The organism is Pantoea folii (assembly GCF_056678875.1).
In genome coordinates this window covers 18,720-42,037 of sequence record NZ_JBWXON010000012.1, presented here as the reverse complement: position 1 = coordinate 42,037, position 23,318 = coordinate 18,720, and the positions used below count along the sequence as shown (strand labels likewise).

Below are 23,318 nucleotides of genomic sequence, written 5' to 3'. Positions count from 1 at the left end.
CAAACCAGATTCCCGCAAGGTGCGCATGTCAGCGCACCTTAACCCCTCAGCGCATAATAAAGGGATCGCTAATCGGCTCATCGCTGGTTCGCAGCCAGACAGTTTTCGTCGTGGTGTATTCCAGCGCCGCGTCAATGCCGCCTTCGCGACCAAAGCCGGACTTACCGTAGCCGCCAAATGGCGCCAGCGGTGAAACCACGCGATAAGTATTCAGCCACACCACGCCGCTACGCAACTTACGCGTGACACGATGGGCGCGAGTCAGATTCTGGGTGAATACGCCTGCCGCCAGACCATACTCTGTGCCGTTGGCTAGACGAATCGCGTCGGCTTCATCTTTAAACGTCAGCACTGACAACACCGGTCCAAACAGCTCCTGCACCACGCTTTCCGCATTTGGCACGGCGCTGCAATCCAGAATGGTGGGCGGATAATAGAAACCAGGGCGATCAATCGGCTGATTGCCGATCACCAGACGCGCACCCTGCTCAATACTGCGACTCACTACCTGCTCGATATTGCTTTTCTGCCGCGCGGTACAAAGTGGACCAAACTGCGTCTCCTGCTGTTGCGGGCAACCAATCACAATGCCGCGCACTTTGCTGGTGAGCTTTTCAATAAAGGCATCTTTAATCTGCTCATCCACGAGCAGACGCGATCCCGCCACACAGCTCTGTCCTGAGGCAGAGAAGATGGCGGCCACCTGCGCATTGGCTGCACTGTCTAAATCAGCATCAGAAAACACAATAAACGGGGATTTCCCGCCTAATTCCAGGGAGGTACTCGCCAGGTTTTCTGCACTGTTGCGAATAATATGGCGAGCGGTGTCTGCTCCGCCGGTAAAGGCAATGTGATCAACCAGCGGATGCTGTGTCAGCACCGTGCCACATCCTTCGGCAAACCCAGTAATCACGTTGATGACGCCAGCCGGGAAACCGGCCTCATGCACCAACTCCGCAAAGGCCAGCAGTGGCGTCGGAGCAACTTCTGCCGCTTTCACCACCACCGTACAGCCGGCCGCGATGGCAGGCCCGATTTTTACCGCTGATAGAAACAGCTGACTGTTCCAGGGAATAATCGCCGCAACCACCCCCACCGGCTCGCGTTTGATCCAGGTTTCCATATCGGCTTTGTCGATGCTGAGCGTGGCGCCGTCCATCTTGTCGGCCAGTCCGGCATAGAAGCGATAGTATTCCGCCACATAGGCTATCTGCGCCTGGGTTTCACGGATGATTTTGCCGGTATCGAGTGTTTCCAGGCGTGCCAGCTTCGGCGCATCGCGTTCAATCAAATCCGCCAGCTTCAACAGCAATTTGCCGCGCGCACCGGCGGTTAATCCACGCCACACGTCAGATTCAAAAGCACGAGCCGCCGCCTGGACCGCGCGGTCGGTTTGCTCGCTGCGCGCTTCGGCTATATTGGCCCAAGGCTCAGCGGTGGCCGGGTTCAGCGAGGTAAAAGTCGCTGCACCCGCGTCAAATTGGCCATCGATGTAGAGTTTGAAGGATTCCATGACGTCTCCGCTTAGTGAAATGCAGGTGCAACGTGTTGAATAAAGCGTTCCAGCGAGGCTTTTTTGCGCTCGAAGGTCATACCGCTGTCCAGCCACAAGGCGTACTCATCGTAGCCCATCGCCTCATAGTTTTTCAGGCGCGCGATCACCTGGTCAGGATTACCGATCGCCAGATTTTTCCGCATCCCTTCCACGCTGTAATAGGTGTTCGCCGCGATCTCTTCTTCTGTCAGCGGCTTAATCAAGCCTTGCTCTACCGGGCGCTCGTTCTTGAACCAGGCGCCGAAGTAGTTATAAAAACGATTGAGCTCAACAGCGGCTTGCTGCGCATCTGCCTCATCCTCGGCAACGAATCCATGCTGCAGCAGCATGATCTTCAGCGGCTGATCGGGTGCGTATTCACGGCACGCGTCTTTAAAGGTGGTGATCAGACGCGTGATCTCCTCTTCCCCTTGATGCAACGGCGTACACTGCACGTTGCAACCGTTCTTCACCGCAAACTCATGACTGTTCGGATCGCGGGCGGCGACCCAGATTGGCGGATGAGGCTGCTGTTTTGGCTGCGGTGATGACGTCGTGGACGGGAAATTCCAGAATTCACCCTTGTGTTCGTAATCCCCTTTCCACAACGCTTTCACCGCCGGAACCAGCTCACGCATACGCTGGCCCGCTTCCCAGGCATCCATTCCCGGCATCAGACGCTCGTATTCATAGGAGTACGCACCGCGTGCAATCCCGAGATCCAGACGCCCTTTGGTGATCAAGTCCGTCATTGCCGCTTCGCCCGCCAGGCGGATCGGATGGGTGAATGGCGCAATGATGGTGCCAGTGCCCAGACGCACGTTTTGCGTGCGGCTGGCGATATCCACCAGATTGATAAATGGGTTCGGCGCAATGGTGAAGTTCATACCATGGTGTTCGCCGGTCCATATAGCGTGCAAACCGCCTTTATCCGCGATTTCACACAGTTCCATCATTTCATCGTACAGCTGGTCCTGCGCGTCATCCGCTGACACGCGCTCCATATGCAGGAACAGGGAAAGTTTCATACCACCTCCTGATGAGACGGAGTAAAGAAGTGGCGCACTGAGCCCTCAACTTCATCGCCGTAATAAAGCCCGTAATTACCGACGGCATTTTCGCGGATAAACCTATCGACCAGCGATTTCAACGCGCTGTCCGGCACCGGCAGTTGTGCCAGCGTGTGGACATCCACCCATTCGCCCTGCTGCACCGCTGGCAAGGTGCTGCCAGTCGGTTGCGCGCAGAGGAACACGATATGCTGCTGTTTCTTCTGGCGGTCTTCCCAAATGGAGTAGACAAAACCCGGGCTGGCTTCGATGTTGAGTCCATCGAACACCTGCTTCAGGGTTTTACTGACGCTGCGGTTATTCACCGTTTGCGACGGCAGGCCATAACCATTCTCTTTTTTCACCACTAGCGCCTGACCCGCCGATTCAATCAACGCACTGACCACCACGTTAGGACCGGCAATCAGGGATTCGGCATTCTGATAAGGCGTGAAGTAGGCGCCGCGATAGTAGCCCAGCCCCGGGGTGCCGCAGGAATCGAACTGCTCAACTCTGCCGATCAGGATCGCGTGGTCACCGGCATCCACCACCTGATGCATCGCGCATTCAAACCAGGCGGAGCTGTCATCCAGCAGCGGCGTGTTGAACTCCCCTTTACGCCACTTCACCAATGAGAAGCGATCGGCAATCTTCTGCGCGAAGATGTTCGACGTCTCTTTCTGCTGCTCCGCCAGGATGTTAATAGCGAAGTGCGGGCACTGAGTGAAGTTGTCGAAATTGGCGGAGCGCTTATCGATGCTCACCAGCAGCAGCGCGGGATCGAGCGATACCGAAGAAAACGAATTGGCGGTAAAACCAATCGGCTGCCCCTGCGCATCGTTGGTGGTGACCACGGTGACCCCGGTCATGAAGGCGCCAAAGGCGTCGCGTAACTGTCTGCGTTTATCTGCGTCCATAAGTTACTCCTTTACAGGCTCTTTTTGCGTGACGGCGGCAGCAACCGGATTCAGGAACGATAAAATCTCTTCGTTCACACGGTCGGCATCCGTCAGATTCAACATGTGTTTAGCGTTAGCGACCACCACCGCCTGCCCCTGGCGCGCGGCCTGGGCCATCTGGCGCGTCATGTCTGGATTCGAATTGGCATCCAGTTCACCGGTCATCACCAGCACCGGACATTGCATTTCGTTCCAGCGTTCTGAATAAAAGCGATCTCCGGCCGCAAACGCCTGATAGGCGCGGGCATAGCCGTCGAGATTCACCTGCTGCAACCACGCGCCCACTTTTTTACGCAGGGGCTGTTCGTGGTGATCATCACTGAACCAGCGATCCAGCGGGGCATCGAGCCGCACATTGCCGCTGGCCAGCTCTCGTGCCCGCTGCAACACGGCGTTGCGTGCCGTGTCGTTACGTTTAAACACGCCGCTCATCACAATCGCATGATTCACCAACTGGGGATAATCGATGGCAATCCCGGCAGTAATCAGCGCCCCCATTGAGTGTCCGGCCACGGCAAAACGGGATTCCGGTTGTGTCTTCAGGAACAGGGCCAGCCACTGCACGTAATCTTTCAGGGTGGCGGGATGGCGAAAACCGCTGCTTTCGCCATGGCCCGGCATATCCACCGCGATCACGCGGAAATAGCGACTCAGCACGTCCATTTGCGGGAACCAGGCGTCAGCGTTCATGCCGACGCCGTGGATCAACACCAGCGGCGTGCCTTGTCCAGCCTCCAGGTAACTCACCTGGAGACCTAACTCAGATAGCTGCTGGGTTTTTCTGGTCATGGCCTAACTCTTTCAGGTCAAGATAACGGTTGCCGATACGATGATGCGGACGGCCGCCCAGTGCCGCGCCCAACGCGATCACAATCTCATCGCTGAATGGCGCATCATTGATGTTGAACTGCATGGTGAGGTAGTGCTCGCGCGTGCCTTCATCATCGGTGCCCATCATCGGCACCAGAATTGGCGTATTGGCTGGACCGCGGGTGTTGTTAAAGGCCAGATAGGTTTTACCCTTCACCGCTGAGCGATAATGGTTGCCGAAATGCAGGGTGTGAATCAGCGCTGACGCGTGTTCCAGTTCGCCGTTCAGACCCACGACGGCGCTTTTGCCATAAGCCACAACCTTGTCGCCACCGCCCGCTTCTTTCACGATTAACCCGGTCAGTAACTCGCCCAACACGGGTGCCATTTCACGAATCTTAGGGGCGAGATCTTCCACGAACCCCTCACCTGCCCACGGATTCTTCACCACGGCAGCAGCCGCAATCATCACCAGCGGTGTCGTCGCCGCTTTGCCGCCGTCGGAGTAAATGGTCTCGGTGGTAACGAACGTCTTGCGTATATCTGGATGCATGGTCAGAACCTCATTCAAGTTAACGGTTTGTTAATCTGGTGTGTCGGGAAGTGGTATAACACTGAGATTTCTGGCATGTCAAAGTTTGGTATACCATCATACGGTATTAAATTTTTCTGGCTTTTTTGCTAAGCTTAAGCAACGCAAAACCCCGCCATGACTGGGGGGATGGGGTTCAAAAAGGCAATATGTCACCGGCGGTTTGAGCAGCGAGATGAGTGTGATTGAGGTCATAAAAATCACACGAATTATCCGGGCAGTCGTTTCATAACGGCATGAATTCACGAAGTTTTGATTATTCCTCAAGGATATTTTTATTTCGTGTTCAGACCGCATGATGAAACTGTGAGCTAACGCTGATTTCAACGAGCGGGTCGGTGAGAAGTCGATAGGCGGTGGTAGCAAAGAGAGTAAAGGCGGCGTTGCTTTCAGAACGGAAACAGTGCTAATAGTTAAAACGCTTGCAGGACATGACATTGACTTCAGGCTGAATTTTTAAATTTCAACGAAGAGACGATTATGGATGCGAGTCATTCCCTAAAAATTGAAAATACGCCGGTGACGTTACGTGAACTGGCACTGGCCAAAGTTCGTCAGGCCATTATCTCCGGATACTTTAAGGCTGGCGACCGTTTGGTTGAACGCTCACTGTGTGATGAATTAGGTGTAAGCCGTACCGTGGTGCGCGAAGTTATTCGCTATCTGGAAGCGGAAGGTTTAATTGAAAACCTGCCGAAAAAAGGTCCGATTGTGGCGATATTAACCTGGGAAGTGGCCGAGCAGATTTACGATATTCGTATCCTGCTGGAATCCGAAGCGGCGAAGGATTGCGCAAAATTAGCCACCAGCAGTGATAAAAAGAATCTGCACAAGAAACTCCTGCGCATTGCTAAAGCCTCGCACGATCATGATGATATTGAACGCGTTGAAGCGTCTCAGGCCTTTTATGAAGCACTCTTTTCCATTGCAAAACATCATATTGCGTGGGAAATCGTCCAGCGCCTGAATAGTCGTATCAGCCGACTGCGCGCACTGACCCTGCGCAGCCCTGAACGTCAGGTGGCAGGTTTTGAGCGTATGTCGCGTATTTATGAAGCGATTGAAGAGAACAATGCCGAACACGCGCAAGAGGCCGTCAAACAGCATCTTTCAGAAGCGGCCACGCTGGCTAAATCTATTCTGACTGCCGAGGAAAAATAATGTCTGCTTATTGGATCGCCCACGTCAATATTGAGGATGCACAGCAGTACCAGAATTATATTGAGCTGGCACCGCTTGCGTTTAAAAAATATCAAGCGAAGTTTATTGCTCGCGGTGAAAATGCCACCTCACTTGAGGGTAATGAATTTAAGAAGCATGTGATCATTGAATTCCCCGATTATCAAATGGCGCTAGACTGCTATCATTCTGACGAGTATCAGTTAGCCAAAAAGCAGCGTGAGAACGTGGCAACAGCCATGATTACCATTGTGGATGGGCTGGCGTAGAATTGGACCTACTCCCCTGGGTTGATTTGCCGCTCAATTCCTCAGTTTAAAAAGCTAAGCAATCAGATCGCTCTGCCCCGCTTCAGCCCCGCATATCCTTAGGTGCAAAGCCATATTTTTTGCGGAAAGCGACGGAGAAATGGGCGGGCGAATAACCGACTTGATAGGCCACTGAAGAGACGCTGGCTTCCCCCGTCGACAACATACGCCAGGCGGTTTCGAGTCGCAGCGTTTGCAAATAGCCGTATATGCTCTGATTAAACAGGCGTCGGAACCCGGCGGTGAGTTTACGCGTGTTCAGGCCAACTTTTGCACTGAGATCGCGAATTGAGGGTGGTGAGTCGATGTGCTCCGCGAGCAAGTTTTTCACATCATGCAGCCGGGCAATATCGCAGGAGCTCAGGCGTAACGTTGATTGCTGCAACGTTATGTCTTCACTGACCAAACTATCCAGCGTGTGAGCGACGATCTCCAGCGCCTTGCCCGTCATGTACAGCTGCCGGGCAACGCCTTGCAGTGGGTTGGTAAACAGTTGCGCTCTCAGTCCACTCAGGCATTTCGGCGTTGCCTGAATACGCATACCTGGATTTGCGGACAAATCGAGCTGCATGCCTGCAGTCAGTGTGTTGATGGAGTCGGCGCAAAGATGCTGGCTCAACGAGTGCGTAGAGATATTCACGGCGGTGTAATTCAAATCAGCACCAGGCAGTAAGCATTGACTTGCGTGCGCTAAATCCTGACTCCATACAGCACAGAGTGCCGGGCCTTTAATATGCCGCTCAGCCTGCTGAGGGAAGCGGCACAACAGTTCACCACTTTCAATGATGATGATTTTCAGACCCACAAACAGCTGCTCATCCTGCCAGATCGCGTGCTGCGGATTCACGCTGCCGCTGGTAAGTGAAATATCACCCCTCAACAACATCTGTACTCCGCCATCACCTCCCTGGCTAAGTTTGCTCTTTCTGGCGGAAAGCTTCTGCGAATCCATAGTTAACCCTGTCATTGAGATGAGTGATATTGATAATCATTCTCAATGTAAGCGTTTTGTAAATGCCTGTCCATGGGTATATCGAAACGCAAACCGTCTACTGGCAGCAAAATAAGCACCGACCCTAAATTGACTTCCCGGCCACACCGGGAAGTTTCATTTTGCATGTTTTCTAAAGAAAGAGTTCGGCAAGCGAAAGTGTTGCTGATTGTCTGCCCACATTCTCACTGACACACTTTTAGCCGACAAAAAAGTCGCTTCTATTGTGGAGAATACCTTGGAAAACAATAATAAAAATTGGGCTCGCTGGACCACGCCCCTTACCTGCCTGGCGCTGTTAATTAATGCCCATTGCGCGCTGGCAGAAGATACCTTGCAAGTCACGGCAGACAGCAAAACGGCACCAGAAAAAGGCTACGTTGCACAGACCAGCACAACGGGGAGCCGCACCAATGAATCCATTCTTGCTGCGCCCCAGTCAGTATCGGTGATCACCCGCAGCGAAATGGACGATCGTAACGTGCAGAGCACCACCCAGGCCCTGCAATACACACCGGGAGTGTATGCCTCAACCTCTGCGATCTCGTCCCGCTTTGACTACTTCAACATCCGTGGTTTTGATTCAACACTGAACGGGACCTTGCTGGATGGATTGCGATCCACCACTCAGCAGTCCTACGTACGCTACGAACCTTACGGATTGGAACAACTGGACGTGCTGCGTGGCCCGAATGGTTTCCTTTATGGCGCAGGATCGCCAGGCGGTATTATCAACGCCATCAGCAAGCGTCCCGCGTTAAATGCACAGCATGAAGTGGCCATTCAGACCGGCAGTCATGGCCGCATGCAGGGCCAGTTCGACACCTCCGGGCCGCTTAACGATGATAAAACACTGCTCTATCGCGTGGTGGGTGTGGGGCGTGACAGTAATACCCAGTTCAACAACGTCCCGGATGACACCCTGTACCTGGCACCTTCCTTGACCTGGCGCCCCGATGCAGACACTTCATTGACCGTATTGGCCTCAGTTAGCCGCAATAAATTTGGCCCGCCACGCCCTTACCTGCCGCTGTATGGCACCTTGCTCAGCAACCCTAACGGGCAGGTTAACCGCAACAGTTATCTTGATGGGACCAATCTCGATAACCATATGACCCAGAGCAATCTGGGTTACGAACTTGACCACCATTTTGGCGATCGCTGGACCTTTCATTCTGCCAGTCGCTACACCGAAACCGACCTGATGACGCAAACGCTTTCAGGCGCGTCGCTGGCGGCGGACATGCGCACGCTGAATCGCGTGGCCTATGAGTTCGGTATCAAAGGGAAAGTCTTCGCCACCGATAACAACCTCAAGACCGAGTGGGATGCAGGGCCCGTACACGGTTCCAGCGTTGCGGGCGTGTCGTTCCGCCACACCGGGGAGGATTACTATCTGAACTATGGCCGGGCCAGCAGCATTGATATTTACCAGCCGACCGGCAATGGTCGCTTCCCGACGACCTCGCCCCATACCAGCACGCAGCAGAATGCTAACGAAACCGGCGTTTACCTCTCTAACAGCCTCGCGTTGTTCCAGCATCTGAACCTCGACCTCTCTGCGCGTCAGGACTGGGCTTCGGTGAACACCAAAAACCGTCTCAACGACACTTACACTTCGCAGGACGATCAGCGCTTTACGTGGCGGGCAGGCTTAAGCTGGATAACGGATATCGGCGTGGCACCTTATGTCAGTTATGCCACCTCGTTTGCGCCAGTGCTGGGCACCAATTTCTATGGTGACGCCTACAAACCCACCACCGGAAAACAGTGGGAAGTCGGTGTGAAGTATCAGCCAGAACAGTTTGACGCACTGTTTACGCTGGCATGGTTCGACCTGACGCAGGACAACGTGCAGACCACCGATCCCGACAATACGTTGAACAAAATTCAGACCGGACAGGTCACCTCGAAAGGGATCGAAGCCTCAGCCACCGCCAACCTCACCGATGACTGGAAACTGATTGCCAGTTACAGCTGGAACAATCTTGAGACCAGCAAGACCACGGTGGCCGGTGCACAGGGCAAAACGCCCACCGCCATGCCTGAACACATGGCCTCTCTCTGGAGCAATTACACCGTTGCGAGTGGCCCGCTGGCTTCACTGGGCTTAGGCGCGGGTGTGCGCTATGTCGGCTCGACCTGGGCTGACACCAACAACACCATCAAAGTACCGGACTACACCCTGGTTGATGCCTCCATTCACTACGATTTGGGACAGATCAATGCCCATCTCCATGGAATGAATGTGGCGCTCAACGCCAATAACCTGCTTAACAAGCATTATTGGGTCAGTTGCTCAACCACCACCTGCACCACGGGTTATGACCGCTCGTTAAGCGCCACCCTGTCCTATCGCTGGTAAGTTAAGGAAAACATCATGATGAGAAAATCCAACCTGATAATGTGGCTGTGCGCACTCTGCCTGATGTGCAGTGCTTCTTCAGCGTGGGCAGCGATTACGGTCACCGATATGCTGCAGCGTAAAGTGACTCTGCCTGTACCAGCAAAACGCGTGGTGCTGGGAGAGAGTCGCCACATCATTACGCTGGCGCTGCTGGAGAAAGATCCTTTCCATAATCTGGTGGGCTGGGGAGACGATCTCCAGCGCTACTCACCGGCCACCTGGGAGGCGATAAAAAAACAGTATCCCGCAGCCAGCCACTTACCGGTGCTGGGCACCATGAACAGCGGCACCTTTTCAATGGAAGCGACGATCGCGGCTAAACCCGATTTAGTGATCTTCACCCTGTATGGACCGATTCCACCGGGACTCGATGCTCTGGATGCGGCCCACATCCCCTATGTGTTTGTTGATTTCTTCCGCAAACCGCTGGTGAACACCGTGCCAAGCCTGAAGATGCTCGGTCAGTTACTCGGTCAGGAGGCGCAGGCCGATCAGGTGATCGCGTTCTGGCAACAGCATATGGATGAGGTTGCAAAACGCCTGGCGAATGTCAGCACGCGTCCCTCGGTATTTTTCCATCTCAATCCGGGTAAAGGCGATTGCTGCTTTACCTCGGGACCCAGCAATATGAGCGATTTCATTGCTGCGGCAGGGGGACATAACATTGGCGCCGACATGCTGAGCGCGCCGATCGGCAAACTGAACCCGGAATACATTCTGTCACGTAACCCTGATTTTTATCTGATGGGCGGTGGCTCCGCCGTGAGCCGCGACGGATTACAAATCGGCACCGGAGCCGATGCAATGCAGGTCGCCCAGAGCAGTCAGCACCTCCTGACCGCGCCAAAAATCGCCCATTTACCGGCGGTGAAAGCCGGGCATACGGGTGGCGTCTGGTTATTCTTCTTCGACAGCCCGCTCTATTTCGTCGGGATCGAGACCATGGCGAAAATGTTTCATCCCGCGCTGTTTGCTGATGTGCACCCTGAGGCGACGCTAAACACCGTAACCAGCAAGTGGTTGTCGGTGCCGCTAAAGGGCACATTCTGGACGGCACTGCCTGCGCAATAAGCACTGCAGGGCAGCGCTGTTTGGCGCTGCCCTCGGGGAAACCACGATGAAATCACCCTCGAAGCTTCTGACGGCGCAGATCCTTCCTGCGCTAACACTCAACCTGCTGTCAGGCGTCTTGATTACCGTAAGCTACCTGCTACAGGCACTGCTGTTTACGCAATCGATCATGGCGCTGAATGCATCTACATCGACTACGATCATGATGCTGCTTGTGATGCTGGCTGGAAATGCACTGCTCAGGGCCGTGTTGATGGGTTTCAGGGCCATGCAAACCGAGCAGTTAGCTGCAAATGTGCGCACCCGTTTGCGTCTGCAGCTGTTTCGCCCTCTGCTGACACCTGGCTTTGATGTCATGCAACACCATTCAGCGGCAAAATTACAGGCCACGCTGGTTGAGGGCGTGGAAGTGATGGAAGGATTTTACAGCCGCTATCTGCCCGCACTGCTACTGGCTTTACTCAGCGGTGCCGTCACAGTGATCACCCTGGCCAGTTTCGACCTGCTCTCAGGCGCCATATTGCTGCTCTTTTTGGTGACCTGCCCGGTGATGGATCATCTGTTTATGCGTCAGCAACGTCGGCATATTGTGGGTGTGTTTGCCGCCATGCAGCACTTTGCAGAGGATTTGATGGATGCGCTACGCGGCATGCTGACACTGAAAGCCTGTAATGCTGTGCCACGCTTTCGCGCCAAAATAGCAGACCACGCGGCATCACTCCGCCTCGAATCCATGAAAACCCTGCGAGTGACGATGATGCGTGGCGGGATCACTCGCTTCGTATCGCTACTCGGTACTTCCGGGCTTCTTATCATCAACGCCTGGCGCACCATGCAGGGTACTGTGGATCCCGCCCTGTTGCTAATGACGCTGTTTATCACCTGGGAGGCGTTTCGCCCTATCCTTCAACTGGAAACGGTATTCCATACCTTGTGGGCTGCGCAGGAGATGCGCCCGGCAATGCAGGAATTGGCCGCCTCCACTGCTACCGTCCACGACCCTGACTTTCCCCACCCGATGCCGGCTGGCAACACGCTGCATTTAAAGGCGATCACTTATCGCTGGCCAGGCCAGCATCAGCCGCTTTTCAATAACCTGACGCTGACCATTGCAGAGAATCGCCACACCGCCTTTATCGGACCTTCAGGGTCGGGCAAGAGCACGCTGTTTCAGCTGATCACCCGATTTATCACACCGCAATCAGGCGCGATTTTTTTAGGAGATGAGCCGACCAGTGAGCTTTCGATTGCCGCATTTCGTCGTCGTATCAGCTGGGTGTCGCAGCAGGTTTTCTTAATTGACGGCACCCTGGCTGAAAATTTACGGCTGGGCCGCCCTGACGTCACTGAAGCGGAAATCTGGCAGGCATTGCAGCAGGCGCAGTTGGCAGAATGGGTTCAATCACTGCCTCAGCGCCTGAATACACTGGTGGGGGAAAATGGCGGGCTGTTGTCCGGCGGGCAGCGGCAACGACTGGCTATCGCGCGCGCGTTACTCAAACAATCACCCATTCTCATTCTGGATGAAATCACCTCGAATCTTGATGTGGCCAACGAGGCAGCCATCCAAAGGGTCATCTCATCACTCAGCGGCCATTGCACACTCATTAGCATTGCACATCGGCTGAACACCATTGCGCAAGCCGATCACATCGTGGTGCTGCAGGACGGTGACATCATCGAACAGGGTTCACCCGCCCGTCTGAGGTTTGAAAACGGCTATTACGCTTCGCTGCTTCAATCGCAGGAGACAATCCTTTGAACACCAACACGCCTCCCGTTGCCCCATCACTTTGGCGAGCGCTGCTTTCTCCCCTCAGGGCACATCAGTCTCGGCTCTTCTCCACACTGGCAGCAGGGATCGTGGCGCAATGCACAACCTTCACCTGCATGATTATCGCGGGCTGGATCTGCACCCTTGTGCTCAGCGGTTCATCGCCCGATACCTTGTGGTTCTTCACCGCTGTTCTGGCCTTCTGCGTGGTGCTGACCGCCCTGGCCCGCTGGGCTCTGGCGTGGTTATCACATGACCTGGCCTTCGCACTGATTGAAACACTTCAAATGAGCATCTTTGATGGCATTGCACGCGCTACGCCTGGACGTTCACATCAGCAACGTATGGGGGACATCGCGGCTATAGCCACCAGCGATGGCGAGCTGATGGAGCGTTTTTATGCGCACATGCTGGTGGACTACCTCACCGCATTTCTGATGCCTGGGATTGCCCTGGTAATATTGCTGTTCGTGAGCCCCTGGCTGTGTGTGATTTTTTTGCCTTGTGTGTTGATGATTGTCCTGGCGCCGTTGTTCTCTGCACGATGGGCGAAAAAACAGGGAAAAGCCGTCGCAGAAAGCAAAAGCGTGTTAAACAGCCATATTGCCGAACTCGCACAGGGCTGGAGAGACATTCAGATGTTTGGTGCTGAAGGTCGCTACAGCATGACGTTGCAGCAGGCCAACGCCAGATTAAACAACGCACAACGCAAATACGGGGCGCGTAACGGACTGGAGCAGGGATTGCGGGATGGCCTGATGGCGCTTTCACTGATTGCACTGCTTGTGGCCAGTCTTAACTCCTCTCATGACGCAGGACTGTCGCTCGCCTGGCTGCCGTTTATCCTCAGTATCGGCGCCGCGGCAATCGTTCCTCTGCTGGAAGTTTTGCAGGTCGGCGGGCAATGGGGCGCATTGAGAGCCAGTGCCGAGCGCATCTTTTTACTTCGGCAGCTACCTGAACAGGTTCATGACGGCCAGGCGTCAATAACCCCCCAAGGGCATCGACTGCAATTTAGCAACGTCAGTTTTTGTTACCCGCAAAGCGATACCCCGGTGCTGAATAACCTGAGCTTCACCATTGAACCGGGAGAAAGAGTGGCCTTCGCGGGTATGTCAGGCAGCGGTAAGACCACCCTCGCCTATTTATTGTTGCGATTCTACGATCCAATATCAGGTACGCTTTCACTCGATGGCACAGACCTGTCGGCATTTAGCCTGAAAACGTTGCGACAGCAGATTACCTGGGTATCGCAGGAGAGTTGGCTGTTTAACGATACCATTGAGAACAACATTCGCCTGGGCCGCCCCGATGCCACCTTTAGCCAGATTGAACAGGCAGCGAAATTCGCCTGTGCGAATGAATTCATCTGCAAATTGCCACAGGGCTATCAAACCATCTGCACTAGAGGAGGCGAAAACTTGTCGGGAGGCCAGCGTCAGCGTATCGCTTTGGCACGAGCTTTAGTCAGTGACGCACCGGTGATAATACTGGATGAAGTTTCTGCCGGTTTAGATGGCGAAAATGAGCGCCTTATCCTTGCCGCCCTTGAGTCTCTTCCCAAAACCTGCACCCTTATTATGATCGCGCATCGTATCCCGATGCTGAAATCCGCCGAACGCATTCTGCTGCTCGCCAACGGACGAATTGCCGCAGCGGGCAGCTTTGATGCGTTAACCGCTGAAGGCACATCTCTTTCAGCATTGCTGGAGAATCCACATGCAGAGTAAGCATCGCCTATCGTGTGCTGTAAGGTTCAGTAGCACGTACACCCTCATAATGACGCTGGTGACGCCTCAAATTCTGGCGTCACCATTCTCTTTGAATTTGATCACCCCATAATCTGAACACAGATCACAAAATCGGCACGCCTAATTTTGTAATCGATTACTTTAAGTTAATTTGTAATCGATTACTTATGATAAGGAGCTGAATTAAGATGAAAAAGTTGATGGTGTTGGCCGGGATATTATCCATGTTGAGTGCTGTGCCCTCGCAGGCGTCAGCAGCGGGCGTTGAAGATGAAATTGGGCTGCAGATGTACACCTTGCGGAACGTCGGCACCCCGGCAGAACAGTTCGCCATGGCCCATAAAGCGGGCTTCGAGCACGTTGAGCTGGTAGGCACGCAGGGTCTGGCAGCCAAAGAACTGAAATCCTTGCTGGATAAAAATCACCTGACCGTAACCTCATCCCACGTGCAATTAACGGCACTGGAGAGCGACTACACGCAGACCGTGGCGTTCAATAAAGCGGTGGGTAATCACACCATCGTGGTTCCGTGGATCAAACCGGAAGATCGCCCGGACAGCACCAAAGCATGGATAGACTATGCACAACGCCTGGATAAACTCGGCGCGAAACTGCGTAAAGACGGCATGCAGCTCGCCTATCACAATCATAATTTCGAGATGAAAAAGTACGATGGCGTGACCGCGCTTGAGATCATCTTCAATCATTCACGGGCAGAAAATCTGAAACTGGAGATGGACGCGGCGTGGGTTTCACGCGGCGGTCAGGATCCGGCGCGCCTTTTGAAAGAGTACCCGGGACGGATCTATGCGATTCACGCCAAGGATAATGCGTCGATTGGTATCCGCGACGATGAGATGAATTTTGCGCCGCTGGGCGAAGGCTTGCTGGACTGGAAAACCATTCTGCCTGCCGCCAAAGCCAGCGGCGTGAAGTGGTTTATCATTGAGCACGACAAGCCGAAGGATGCCTGGAGCATCATCACCACTTCACATCAGAATCTGCGTGCGACGCTGGAAAAACTGCCGCATTAAGCGATCAGGCACTGGCGCGCACAATCAGGCGCCAGTCCATCATGACGCGCTCAGTTGGCGATTGCGGGTCGTCAATCTTCTGCAGCAGCAGGCTGAACGCAGTACGGCCAATATCGCGCGATGGCTGCGCGATGGTGGTCAGAGGCGGAGAGATCATTTCAGCCAGTTCTGACCCATCAAAGCCCGCAACAGCGATATCCTGCGGAACCTGATGTCCCGCGGCCTGGATGGCGGCCATCGCCCCGGCCGCCAGTGTGTCGGAGACGGCAAATACCGCGTCCGGTTGCGTGTCGGCGTTGAGTAACGCTTCCATCGCACGCTTGCCAGCGTTGTAGCTTAGATCACTGGCGTAGCTCACCGCCTGCCAGGACAGACCACGCTGTTCCAGTTCCTGCTGATAACCCTGCTGACGCAGTTGGGCGTACTTGTAGCTCAAATCATGATTGATCAGGGCAATGCGTTTGCGTCCGCTGGCCACCAGATGCGCCACCAGCTGGCGTGAAGCATGGACATCATCAATACCCACACAGGAGATATCCCCGGCATCCGCGTATTCGGCACACTGCACCCAGGGCATGTTGCCGATCAGCTGTGTCAGTTCAGTCAGGGTGGTGAAGGCATCCATGGTGATCACCCCATCGACCATTTTGCCTGCCAGCAGTTGCAGACTTGAGCGGGAGCGATTGATGTCCGATCCGGAGTTACACAACAGAATGCGATAACCATTCTGCTCGGCCTGCTCTTCGATACCTTTCACAATTTCAGCGCAAAACGGGTTGGAGATATCAGAAACCAGCACCAGCACCATGGAGCTCCGCGCGGTGCGCAGCTGGCGGGCTAACAGATTTGGCTGGTAGTTGCTGGCTTTAATGGCTTCCAGCACCTTATCCCGGTTTTTATCCTTTACGGTGTCACTGTTATTAAGCACGCGGGACACCGTGGCCACGGAAACACCGGCCAGCTTCGCGATTTTCTGAATGGACATGTTGACTCAACTTCCTGCGTCAGTTTCTGAATTGCAGGCTACCATAAATCGACGCGTGACAATAAGTTAGGCAGGGTGGCTAATGCGGAAGATCAGGCGCGCCGGAACGCGCCTGTGTGTCAAATGCGAACGTCGACCCAGCGTTGATCGCGGTGGCTTTTTACAATCGCCTCAACGATGGCCATCACCTGCGCGCCGTCGCTGAAGTCGGCAAAGTGTCGTTCATCTTGCGCCGGCATTTCACCCTTCTCAACGGCCTGATAAAACTGCTGCATCATGGCGCGAAATGCATCTGGCCAGCCTTCGATGTGCCCGCCGGGAAAACGGGCACGGGCGGCAACATCGCGGTTCATCAATGTTGCATCGTCCGTCAGGGTTTGGTTGGCCTGATGGCGATGACCGACCCACAACTGTTGTGGCACTTCCTGATCCCACGCCAGCGAGGCCTGACTGCCACTCACCTCCAGATAAAGGCGATTTTTGCGCCCCGCCGCCACTTGTGACACGCTCAGACAGCCTTTACTGCCATCATCGAAACGCAGCAGCACAAAGCCCAGATCTTCCGTATTCACCGGACAATCCTGATACTGGGCCTGCTGCGTCTGCGCGCTGAAGGTGGTCTGCCCGGTTAGATTGGCTTTGCGGGTTGGCCAGACGATGGCGAGGTCAGCCATCACCGCCACTATTTTGCGGCCAGTGACAAACTGTACGGTGTCGCACCAGTGAGAACCGATATCCGCGACTGCACGCGATGCACCGCCCTTATCGGCCTCCACACGCCAGTTGTAATCCGTCTCTTCCAGCATCCAGTCTTGTAAGTAGCTGCCCTGAACGGCAAAGGCGCGGCCCGTTTCGCCGCTGCGCACCATGCTCGCGGCTTGCTGGACCATGGCAAACTGTCGGTACACGAAGCTGACCCCGTTGACCACGCCTGCCTGTTCTGCCAGTGCCACTAATTCACGCGCTTCGCCCATCGTCATGCAAAGTGGTTTTTCCGAGAACAGGTGCTTGCCGGCGAGTAAAACCTGCTTATTGATGGCGGCATGAAGGTGATTGGGCGTGCAATTGTGCACAGCATGCAGCTCTGGATGCTGTAAAAAGGTGACAATGTCACCATAGGCGTGCGGCACGTGCAATTGCGCCGCCTGTGCTTGTGCTTTCCCCAGCGTGGAGTCGCACAGTGCCACAACATTAATACTGCCAAGGCGCCTTAGAGCCTCAATGTGCGCGGGGCCAATAAATCCGCTGCCGATAATCCCAACATTAATCATTTACGACCCCTCATTAAGTCCTAGCTGCGCACGGATACTGCCGCTGTCATCCTGCGCGGCAAAATCATCGAAGGCGCGGCTGGCGACCGGAATGATGTGACGTTGAATGAATTCAGCGCCTTCCCTTGCACCGGTTTCCGCATCTTTCAGGCAGCATTCCCACTCCAGTACCGCCCAGCCGTTGAAATCGTACTGCGCCAGTTTGCTGAAGATGCTTTTGAAATCAATCTGCCCGTCGCCTGGCGAACGGAAACGCCCGGCGCGATCGATCCAGTTTTGATAGCCACCATACACCCCGCTGCGGCCGTTGCGCTGATACTCCGCATCTTTGACGTGGAAGGCTTTGATACGCGAATGATAGATATCGATGAACTGCAGGTAATCAATGTGCTGAAGATGCAGATGGCTGGGATCAAACAGGATATTGCAATGAGGATGGTGGTTCACCTGTTCAAGGAAACGCTCAAAGGTTGCGCCATCGTGCAGGTCCTCGCCTGGGTGTAATTCGTAACACACATCCACGCCATGCTGATCATAAACATCCAGCACCGGCTGCCAGCGACGGGCGAGTTCCTTAAAGGCCTCGTCGAGTAATTGCGGGTTGTGCGGCGGCCACGGGTAAACATAGGGCCAGGCGAGCGAGCCAGAGAAAGTGGCATGGGCAGTCAGCCCCAGCTTGCTGGAGGCGGCAGCGGCATGTTTAACCTGCTCGATCGCCCAGGCCGTGCGCGCTTCCCGCTTGCCGCGCAGGTGTGCCGGTGCAAAATTATCGAAAGCGGCATCATGCGCGGGATGCACGGCAATCAACTGCCCTTCCAGATGCGTCGATAATTCGCTGATGCTTAACCCATACTGCTTCAGCAACCCCAGCACCTCATCGCAGTAAGTCTGGCTGGTGGCTGCGCGTTGCAGATCGAAGATTGCCGGGTGATTGCAGGGGATCTGCAATGCCTGAAATCCCAAAGCGGATGCCCATTTCGCCAGTCCTTCCAGTGAATTGAACGGGGCAGCAGCGCCGATAAACTGTGAAAGGAAAATGCCCGGACCTTTTAACGTTTTCAAAAAACCACCTCCAGTAAAAACAAAAACTCAATCGCGATACTTAAATGTGAACATAAACAACAGGGCAATCACGGCAGCCGCGATCGCCGGAATCCACCAGAACATGCCCCAACTGGCAGCCGATACCTGACCCGCGACCAGGTGGTTATACAGCGCACCTGAAATCTGCGATCCCAACAGCATGCCAATGCCGTAGGTGAACATCACAATCATGCTCTGCGCTTGTCCTTTGACTTTGTCTCCCGCAATGCGATCGGTGTAGATGAAGCCGACGACAAAGAAGAAGTCGTAACAGACGCCGTGCAGCAGAATCCCCAGCCAAATCAGCGCGCGTCCCTCCTCGCCCATGCCCATGGCAAACAGCGCATAACGCACAAACCAGGCGCACATGCCGACCAGCAGCATGTATTTCACGCCCAGTCGGCGAAACAGCAGCGGAATCACCAGCATGAAGAAGATTTCAGACATCTGGCCGAAGGACATCAGTGAGCTGACGTTTTCAACACCGGCGTCGGCCAGCCAGGAAGCGGTGTAGGCGTAGTAAGTGCCCAGCGGAATGGAAATCAGCGTGGCGCAGAGCGAAAAAATGAAGAAGTGACGGATTTTCAGCAGGGCAAACGCATCAGCACAGAACAGATCGCGCGGTCTGAATGGCATACCTTTAGCGGGTGCGGGCGTATGCGGCAGCGTGAGGCTGTAGATTGCCAGTGCCACGGAACAAATCGCCGCCACCGTGAAGACGCTGACACTGGAGGCGATCCCCGTGAACCCGATGAACAGGCCAGCGACAATCCAGCCAATGGTGCCGAACACGCGCACTACCGGGAAACTCTTCTCGCTGCTGGCGAGACTGTGGAAGGCAATATTATTGGTCAGTGCCAGCGTGGGCATGTAGCACAGCGTGTAACCGAACAGTAAGCCGATCAGCAGCGCGCCGTTCTCGGCAATCATCGCCTGAGGCACAAACCACAAAATCACTGCACCGGCCAGATGCATCACCGCCAGGACTTTTTGTGAAGGGAAAAATCGGTCCACCAGCATGCCGAGAACAAACGGCGAAAGAATGGAAGCAATCGGGCCCGCCGAGAAAGCATCGCCAATCAGTAAGGACATGTTGTGCTGCGTCATCACCAATCCCAGCGTGACCGACCAACTGCCCCAGATAAAGAACTGAAGAAACATCATCAGTGACAGCCGTGGAACCAGCATGCGCTGCACTGCCTGGTCTTGCGCGGTGCCTTGTGTTGCAGCAACCATATCCAACCCCCAGAAAGTAATCGATTACAAAATGCGAGAAAACAAAAGTAATCGATTACAAAATGTAAATCATCGTGGTTGATCACAAATTTTTACTTAGGTGGAAACGGAGGATTAATGGCTGCTGAATGGGGGCGAATAGACCATACAAGGATTGAGCCGCCTAACGATGAGTCCTTGTGAGCGTTAGCAGCCGCCGAACTATCCCAGACAATTTCAACGCTCACAATTTCCCATGCTATGCACGCTCTCTCAATTTATCCATGTGAGAAGTGACCTCCTCATGGCTGATATACTCCCCATGGTCGGAATCATGTCGCTCAAAAGCTTGGGTGATTTGCTGTTCAAGCAAGATATCGTGCTCATGATTTTGATGACGACGTTCTTCATCAGCTAACTCAACAGCTCTTTGACGCATAAGCTCAGTCAGGCTGAGATTGACCCGATCAGCAGCCTGCATAGCCAATCTTTTGGTTTAATCATCAATTCGAAAATGTTTGGTGCTGCTCATTCTGATCTCATGCGTAGTGTCGTTTGTACTGTCATTATGGGAGAGCTATTTTGTGAATGTCATCCTGTCATTCTATTGCTTAACACAGTGTGAAAACGACATGTTGGCCGGGCTGGATTTAAGGCTTAGCCTATTTTCCCTAAGCACCATGATGGTCGTTTAAGACTTAATGTGGTGGATGTTTAATTCACTATGTCGCGACTTATGCAATTGGGTTGAACTGTAAGTGTTCATTTTAATGGTTCTTTAACCCCCTCTCTTATCCGGTTAAAGTGAACTCATTAGCTTCAAGCAACACTCACTCGACACACTATGACCGTATTAATAAAAGCTCTATAATGAACTCTTATTCATCTTTAATGACATTCAGGGCTTTTAAAATGACTCTTAACCTCTTTACTGAATCTCAATTGATTGCAGAACTCGGGCAACGTCTGAAGGAGCAACGCCTTAGGCGCAATCTTCTCCAGAAAGAGTTGGCTGATAACGCAGGGATTTCAGTGTCAGCGCTAAAAAAGCTGGAAAATGACGGTAAGGTGACGCTAGAAAACTTTATAAAGGTCGTGTTTGCACTCCGTCTTGAAAGAGAAATGATGAATTTGTTTGCACCACCCGCATTGAGCATCGCGCAGGTTGAGGCACTGAATGCTCCGTCCCGACGAAGGGCAACGAAGCGTGGTTTGAAAAAACTAAATTCATCTTCTTAAAAGCTTATGCCTGCAAGCCATTGACTTTGCTTCTTCGCAGCGCCTTGAAGTGAAAAGTTATCAATTCGATCGTTTCCTGAACATGTAAGTGCACTTTTAAACGTATTAAGCATAAGGATCTTATCCGCATGATATTAACTACCCTAATTTCACCGACATCCCTTACCCCGCAGAATTGAGCCCCTATCCATCATAGCTATCTTGCATACCGTTATGATGATTAGCAGTGACGCATAGTGAAGTTATCTGAATGAGGGAACGCTTTATCCGGTCATTAATTAAGTAGCCATTAAGGTTAGCTTCCTCCGCACCGAGGGTCGTGACAATCATTGTGACCGGGTAACATAAGTTTTTCTGCGTCGACATACTTAAAAATATAACCAAACGCTAAAATCACAGATGGTTAAAATAGAGTTCAGCGCGCAATTATCGACTTCTCAACGCCTGGCACACCCCGAAATTTTGAGAAATATCTAAAAATTGACACTTTGCGGACTTTATTATTGATATCTGATGTGTTGTACTTCTGCAAAGAGAGTAACATCTATATACTCTTCCTAAATTCGTTATCTACTGCACCACTTAATTTATTTCGTTCAGCGACAAAATATTCAGGAGAAGTTCATGAGTGATTCACTTAAAGCGTTAAACAATATCCGTACGCTTCGCGCGCAGGCACGTGAAGTGCGGCTTGCAGATCTGGAAGAAATGCTGGAAAAATTTACTGTTGTCGTGTCAGAGCGCCGTGAAGAAAACAACGCCAGCGAAGCCGCCGTGCGTGAAAAAGAAGAGAAACTGGCTAAATATCGTGAACTACTGCTGCAGGACGGGATTGACCCGAACGAACTGCTAAGCGCATTAACGCCAACGGGTAAGACTCGTGCTAAACGTGCTCCACGTCCGGCTAAATATAAATACACGGAAGATGGCGTTGAGAAGCACTGGACCGGTCAGGGTCGTACACCAGCTGTGATTAAAGCCGCTGTTGATGCCGGCAAATCTCTCGATGATTTTCTTATCTAATCGGGCTTTCCCCGTTTAATTTGAGTTATCGAACATTTTTGGTGGGTGCTCTGCCCACCAAAAATTAAACACTGATTGATATCTTCTCCCTCTCCCCCTTTCGTTGAATCCCAATATTGAGATAATGACGGGGTTTACTATCAACTATTGTCATTGTAATGTTCAAATCGCTGTCTCTGGCTGACTATAACAACGCACAATTGTCGGTGATCATCCATGACTCTTTTTTCTGCCTTACTCAGGTTTAGCTCGCCTTTAAACCAGGTAAAAAGCCTGAGTCCGTTGCAGGCTGATATTATTAAAACCACCGCACTGGTTGCGATGCTGGGTGATCACATCAACACCATATTATTGAGTGGACGAAGTGCATTTTTATATGCATTCGGACATATCGCCTTTCCGCTGTTCACGTTGTTCTGGGCGGCTAACTTACCTGCTGATGCAATACGTTTACGCCAGCGGGCAAGAAGATTATGGCTTTGGGCTATCGTGACTCAACCATTATTCTGGCTGGCCTTTATGATGAAGGGCCAATCCTGGTTGGCGCTAAATATTCTCTTCGCTTATGCTGGATGTACTCAGCTAATCAGCTGGGCAGCACGCTGGGGTGTTAACGGCGCAATGGCGGGAGTCGCATTATTACTGCTGATTGCCTGGCCTCTTTCCCCGGCGAGTTACGGCGTATCGGGGCTAGTGTTTTGCCTGCTCTGCATTATCGCCAGATATCATTCAGGAGCAGCAGAGAATGACATGTTCCTGCTCCTTCTTTTTGCCGTGATGGCATGGCTTAACATGCCGCCTGTTCTCAACGAGTGGTGGGAGGATGCGATCGTTTACGATTTCCTGCCGACTTTGGTGCTGCCACTGCTGGTAATTGGTTTGGTTGCGGCGATGCCAGGCGTTTCCTCGCTACGTATCTGGCCGCGCCGATTTTTCTATCATGCTTACGCCGCGCATTTGGTTTTGCTTGGGTGTCTGGCGGTTATGCCCGTTCGGCCTTGATCAAAATCAGAGCGCTTTCACAGGCCTGTCAGATGCACAAT

The 23,318-nt window shown here is 53.2% G+C and carries 21 protein-coding genes; 10 read left to right on the top strand and 11 right to left on the bottom strand.

Going from position 1 to position 23,318, the window contains the following annotated elements:
- Nucleotides 1-46 precede the first annotated feature (46 nt).
- From AC1MDE_RS14855 to AC1MDE_RS14835, 5 genes are read right to left on the bottom strand one after another with little or no spacing between them, the layout of a single operon-like run.
- Entirely contained in the window at nucleotides 47-1,513 is a 1,467-nt protein-coding gene (locus AC1MDE_RS14855) for an aldehyde dehydrogenase (protein WP_479397682.1), read from the bottom strand.
- An 11-nt stretch (nucleotides 1,514-1,524) separates the two neighbouring features.
- Nucleotides 1,525-2,562: an LLM class flavin-dependent oxidoreductase gene (locus tag AC1MDE_RS14850; RefSeq protein ID WP_034827619.1), complete on the bottom strand. Its 1,038-nt coding sequence runs from the start codon at nucleotides 2,560-2,562 to the stop codon at nucleotides 1,525-1,527.
- The gene (locus AC1MDE_RS14845) at nucleotides 2,559-3,500 is read right to left on the bottom strand and encodes a flavin reductase family protein (protein WP_480344767.1); all 942 of its coding nucleotides are present in this window, start codon (nucleotides 3,498-3,500) and stop codon (nucleotides 2,559-2,561) included. The genes AC1MDE_RS14850 and AC1MDE_RS14845 overlap by 4 nt, the downstream gene beginning before the upstream one ends.
- 3 nt (nucleotides 3,501-3,503) lie before the next feature.
- Nucleotides 3,504-4,331 carry an alpha/beta fold hydrolase gene (locus tag AC1MDE_RS14840; protein ID WP_479397679.1) on the bottom strand — a complete coding sequence of 276 codons (828 nt, stop codon included), beginning with the start codon at nucleotides 4,329-4,331 and terminating at the stop codon, nucleotides 3,504-3,506.
- Entirely contained in the window at nucleotides 4,303-4,905 is a 603-nt protein-coding gene (locus AC1MDE_RS14835) for an amino acid synthesis family protein (RefSeq protein WP_034827626.1), read from the bottom strand. Before AC1MDE_RS14835 ends, AC1MDE_RS14840 begins: the two co-directional genes overlap by 29 nt.
- Nucleotides 4,906-5,424: 519 nt before the next feature.
- On the opposite strand from AC1MDE_RS14835, the gene AC1MDE_RS14830 reads away from it, so the two are divergent.
- Both AC1MDE_RS14830 and AC1MDE_RS14825 read left to right on the top strand, forming a co-directional pair.
- Nucleotides 5,425-6,105, top strand: a complete 681-nt coding sequence (locus AC1MDE_RS14830; protein WP_479402077.1) for a GntR family transcriptional regulator — start codon at nucleotides 5,425-5,427, stop codon at nucleotides 6,103-6,105.
- Nucleotides 6,105-6,392 (top strand): DUF1330 domain-containing protein, encoded by a 288-nt coding sequence (locus tag AC1MDE_RS14825; protein WP_479402078.1) that lies wholly within the window; start codon nucleotides 6,105-6,107, stop codon nucleotides 6,390-6,392. The genes AC1MDE_RS14830 and AC1MDE_RS14825 overlap by 1 nt, the downstream gene beginning before the upstream one ends.
- Before the next feature lie 82 nt (nucleotides 6,393-6,474).
- Here the strand turns inward: AC1MDE_RS14825 and AC1MDE_RS14820 are convergent, their stop codons facing one another.
- Complete coding sequence (locus AC1MDE_RS14820) at nucleotides 6,475-7,317, bottom strand: helix-turn-helix transcriptional regulator (protein WP_479397677.1); 843 nt, start codon at nucleotides 7,315-7,317, stop codon at nucleotides 6,475-6,477.
- Nucleotides 7,318-7,660: 343 nt separating this feature from the next.
- On the opposite strand from AC1MDE_RS14820, the gene AC1MDE_RS14815 reads away from it, so the two are divergent.
- The 5 genes from AC1MDE_RS14815 (at nucleotide 7,661) to AC1MDE_RS14795 (ending at nucleotide 15,459) form a co-directional block, all read left to right on the top strand.
- Complete coding sequence (locus tag AC1MDE_RS14815) at nucleotides 7,661-9,787, top strand: TonB-dependent siderophore receptor (RefSeq protein WP_480344766.1); 2,127 nt, start codon at nucleotides 7,661-7,663, stop codon at nucleotides 9,785-9,787.
- Between the two features lie 15 nt (nucleotides 9,788-9,802).
- Nucleotides 9,803-10,900 (top strand): ABC transporter substrate-binding protein, encoded by a 1,098-nt coding sequence (locus AC1MDE_RS14810; RefSeq protein WP_480344765.1) that lies wholly within the window; start codon nucleotides 9,803-9,805, stop codon nucleotides 10,898-10,900.
- Nucleotides 10,901-10,946: 46 nt separating this feature from the next.
- Complete coding sequence (locus AC1MDE_RS14805) at nucleotides 10,947-12,662, top strand: ABC transporter ATP-binding protein/permease (protein ID WP_479402083.1); 1,716 nt, start codon at nucleotides 10,947-10,949, stop codon at nucleotides 12,660-12,662.
- 101 nt (nucleotides 12,663-12,763) lie between these two features.
- Nucleotides 12,764-14,404: an ABC transporter ATP-binding protein gene (locus tag AC1MDE_RS14800; protein ID WP_480344764.1), complete on the top strand. Its 1,641-nt coding sequence runs from the start codon at nucleotides 12,764-12,766 to the stop codon at nucleotides 14,402-14,404.
- Between the two features lie 209 nt (nucleotides 14,405-14,613).
- The gene (locus AC1MDE_RS14795; RefSeq protein WP_479402084.1) at nucleotides 14,614-15,459 is read left to right on the top strand and encodes a sugar phosphate isomerase/epimerase family protein; all 846 of its coding nucleotides are present in this window, start codon (nucleotides 14,614-14,616) and stop codon (nucleotides 15,457-15,459) included.
- Nucleotides 15,460-15,463: 4 nt separating this feature from the next.
- Here the strand turns inward: AC1MDE_RS14795 and AC1MDE_RS14790 are convergent, their stop codons facing one another.
- The 5 genes from AC1MDE_RS14790 to AC1MDE_RS14770 form a co-directional block, all read right to left on the bottom strand.
- A complete protein-coding gene (locus tag AC1MDE_RS14790; RefSeq protein ID WP_200575227.1) occupies nucleotides 15,464-16,444 on the bottom strand; it encodes a LacI family DNA-binding transcriptional regulator in 981 nt (326 codons plus the stop codon).
- Between the two features lie 119 nt (nucleotides 16,445-16,563).
- Nucleotides 16,564-17,715, bottom strand: coding sequence for a Gfo/Idh/MocA family protein (locus AC1MDE_RS14785; RefSeq protein WP_479397671.1), 1,152 nt, complete (start codon nucleotides 17,713-17,715; stop codon nucleotides 16,564-16,566).
- Nucleotides 17,716-18,777, bottom strand: coding sequence for a sugar phosphate isomerase/epimerase family protein (locus AC1MDE_RS14780; RefSeq protein ID WP_479397670.1), 1,062 nt, complete (start codon nucleotides 18,775-18,777; stop codon nucleotides 17,716-17,718).
- A gap of 27 nt (nucleotides 18,778-18,804) precedes the next feature.
- The gene (locus tag AC1MDE_RS14775) at nucleotides 18,805-20,034 is read right to left on the bottom strand and encodes an MFS transporter (protein WP_479402086.1); all 1,230 of its coding nucleotides are present in this window, start codon (nucleotides 20,032-20,034) and stop codon (nucleotides 18,805-18,807) included.
- Between the two features lie 238 nt (nucleotides 20,035-20,272).
- Nucleotides 20,273-20,494, bottom strand: a complete 222-nt coding sequence (locus AC1MDE_RS14770) for a damage-inducible protein J (protein WP_479397668.1) — start codon at nucleotides 20,492-20,494, stop codon at nucleotides 20,273-20,275.
- Between the two features lie 431 nt (nucleotides 20,495-20,925).
- On the opposite strand from AC1MDE_RS14770, the gene AC1MDE_RS14765 reads away from it, so the two are divergent.
- The 3 genes from AC1MDE_RS14765 (at nucleotide 20,926) to AC1MDE_RS14755 (ending at nucleotide 23,277) form a co-directional block, all read left to right on the top strand.
- The gene (locus AC1MDE_RS14765) at nucleotides 20,926-21,252 is read left to right on the top strand and encodes a helix-turn-helix domain-containing protein (protein WP_479397667.1); all 327 of its coding nucleotides are present in this window, start codon (nucleotides 20,926-20,928) and stop codon (nucleotides 21,250-21,252) included.
- A gap of 624 nt (nucleotides 21,253-21,876) precedes the next feature.
- Complete coding sequence (locus tag AC1MDE_RS14760) at nucleotides 21,877-22,275, top strand: H-NS family histone-like protein (protein ID WP_479402088.1); 399 nt, start codon at nucleotides 21,877-21,879, stop codon at nucleotides 22,273-22,275.
- Between the two features lie 216 nt (nucleotides 22,276-22,491).
- The gene (locus AC1MDE_RS14755; protein ID WP_480344763.1) at nucleotides 22,492-23,277 is read left to right on the top strand and encodes a TraX family protein; all 786 of its coding nucleotides are present in this window, start codon (nucleotides 22,492-22,494) and stop codon (nucleotides 23,275-23,277) included.
- Nucleotides 23,278-23,318 lie beyond the last annotated feature (41 nt).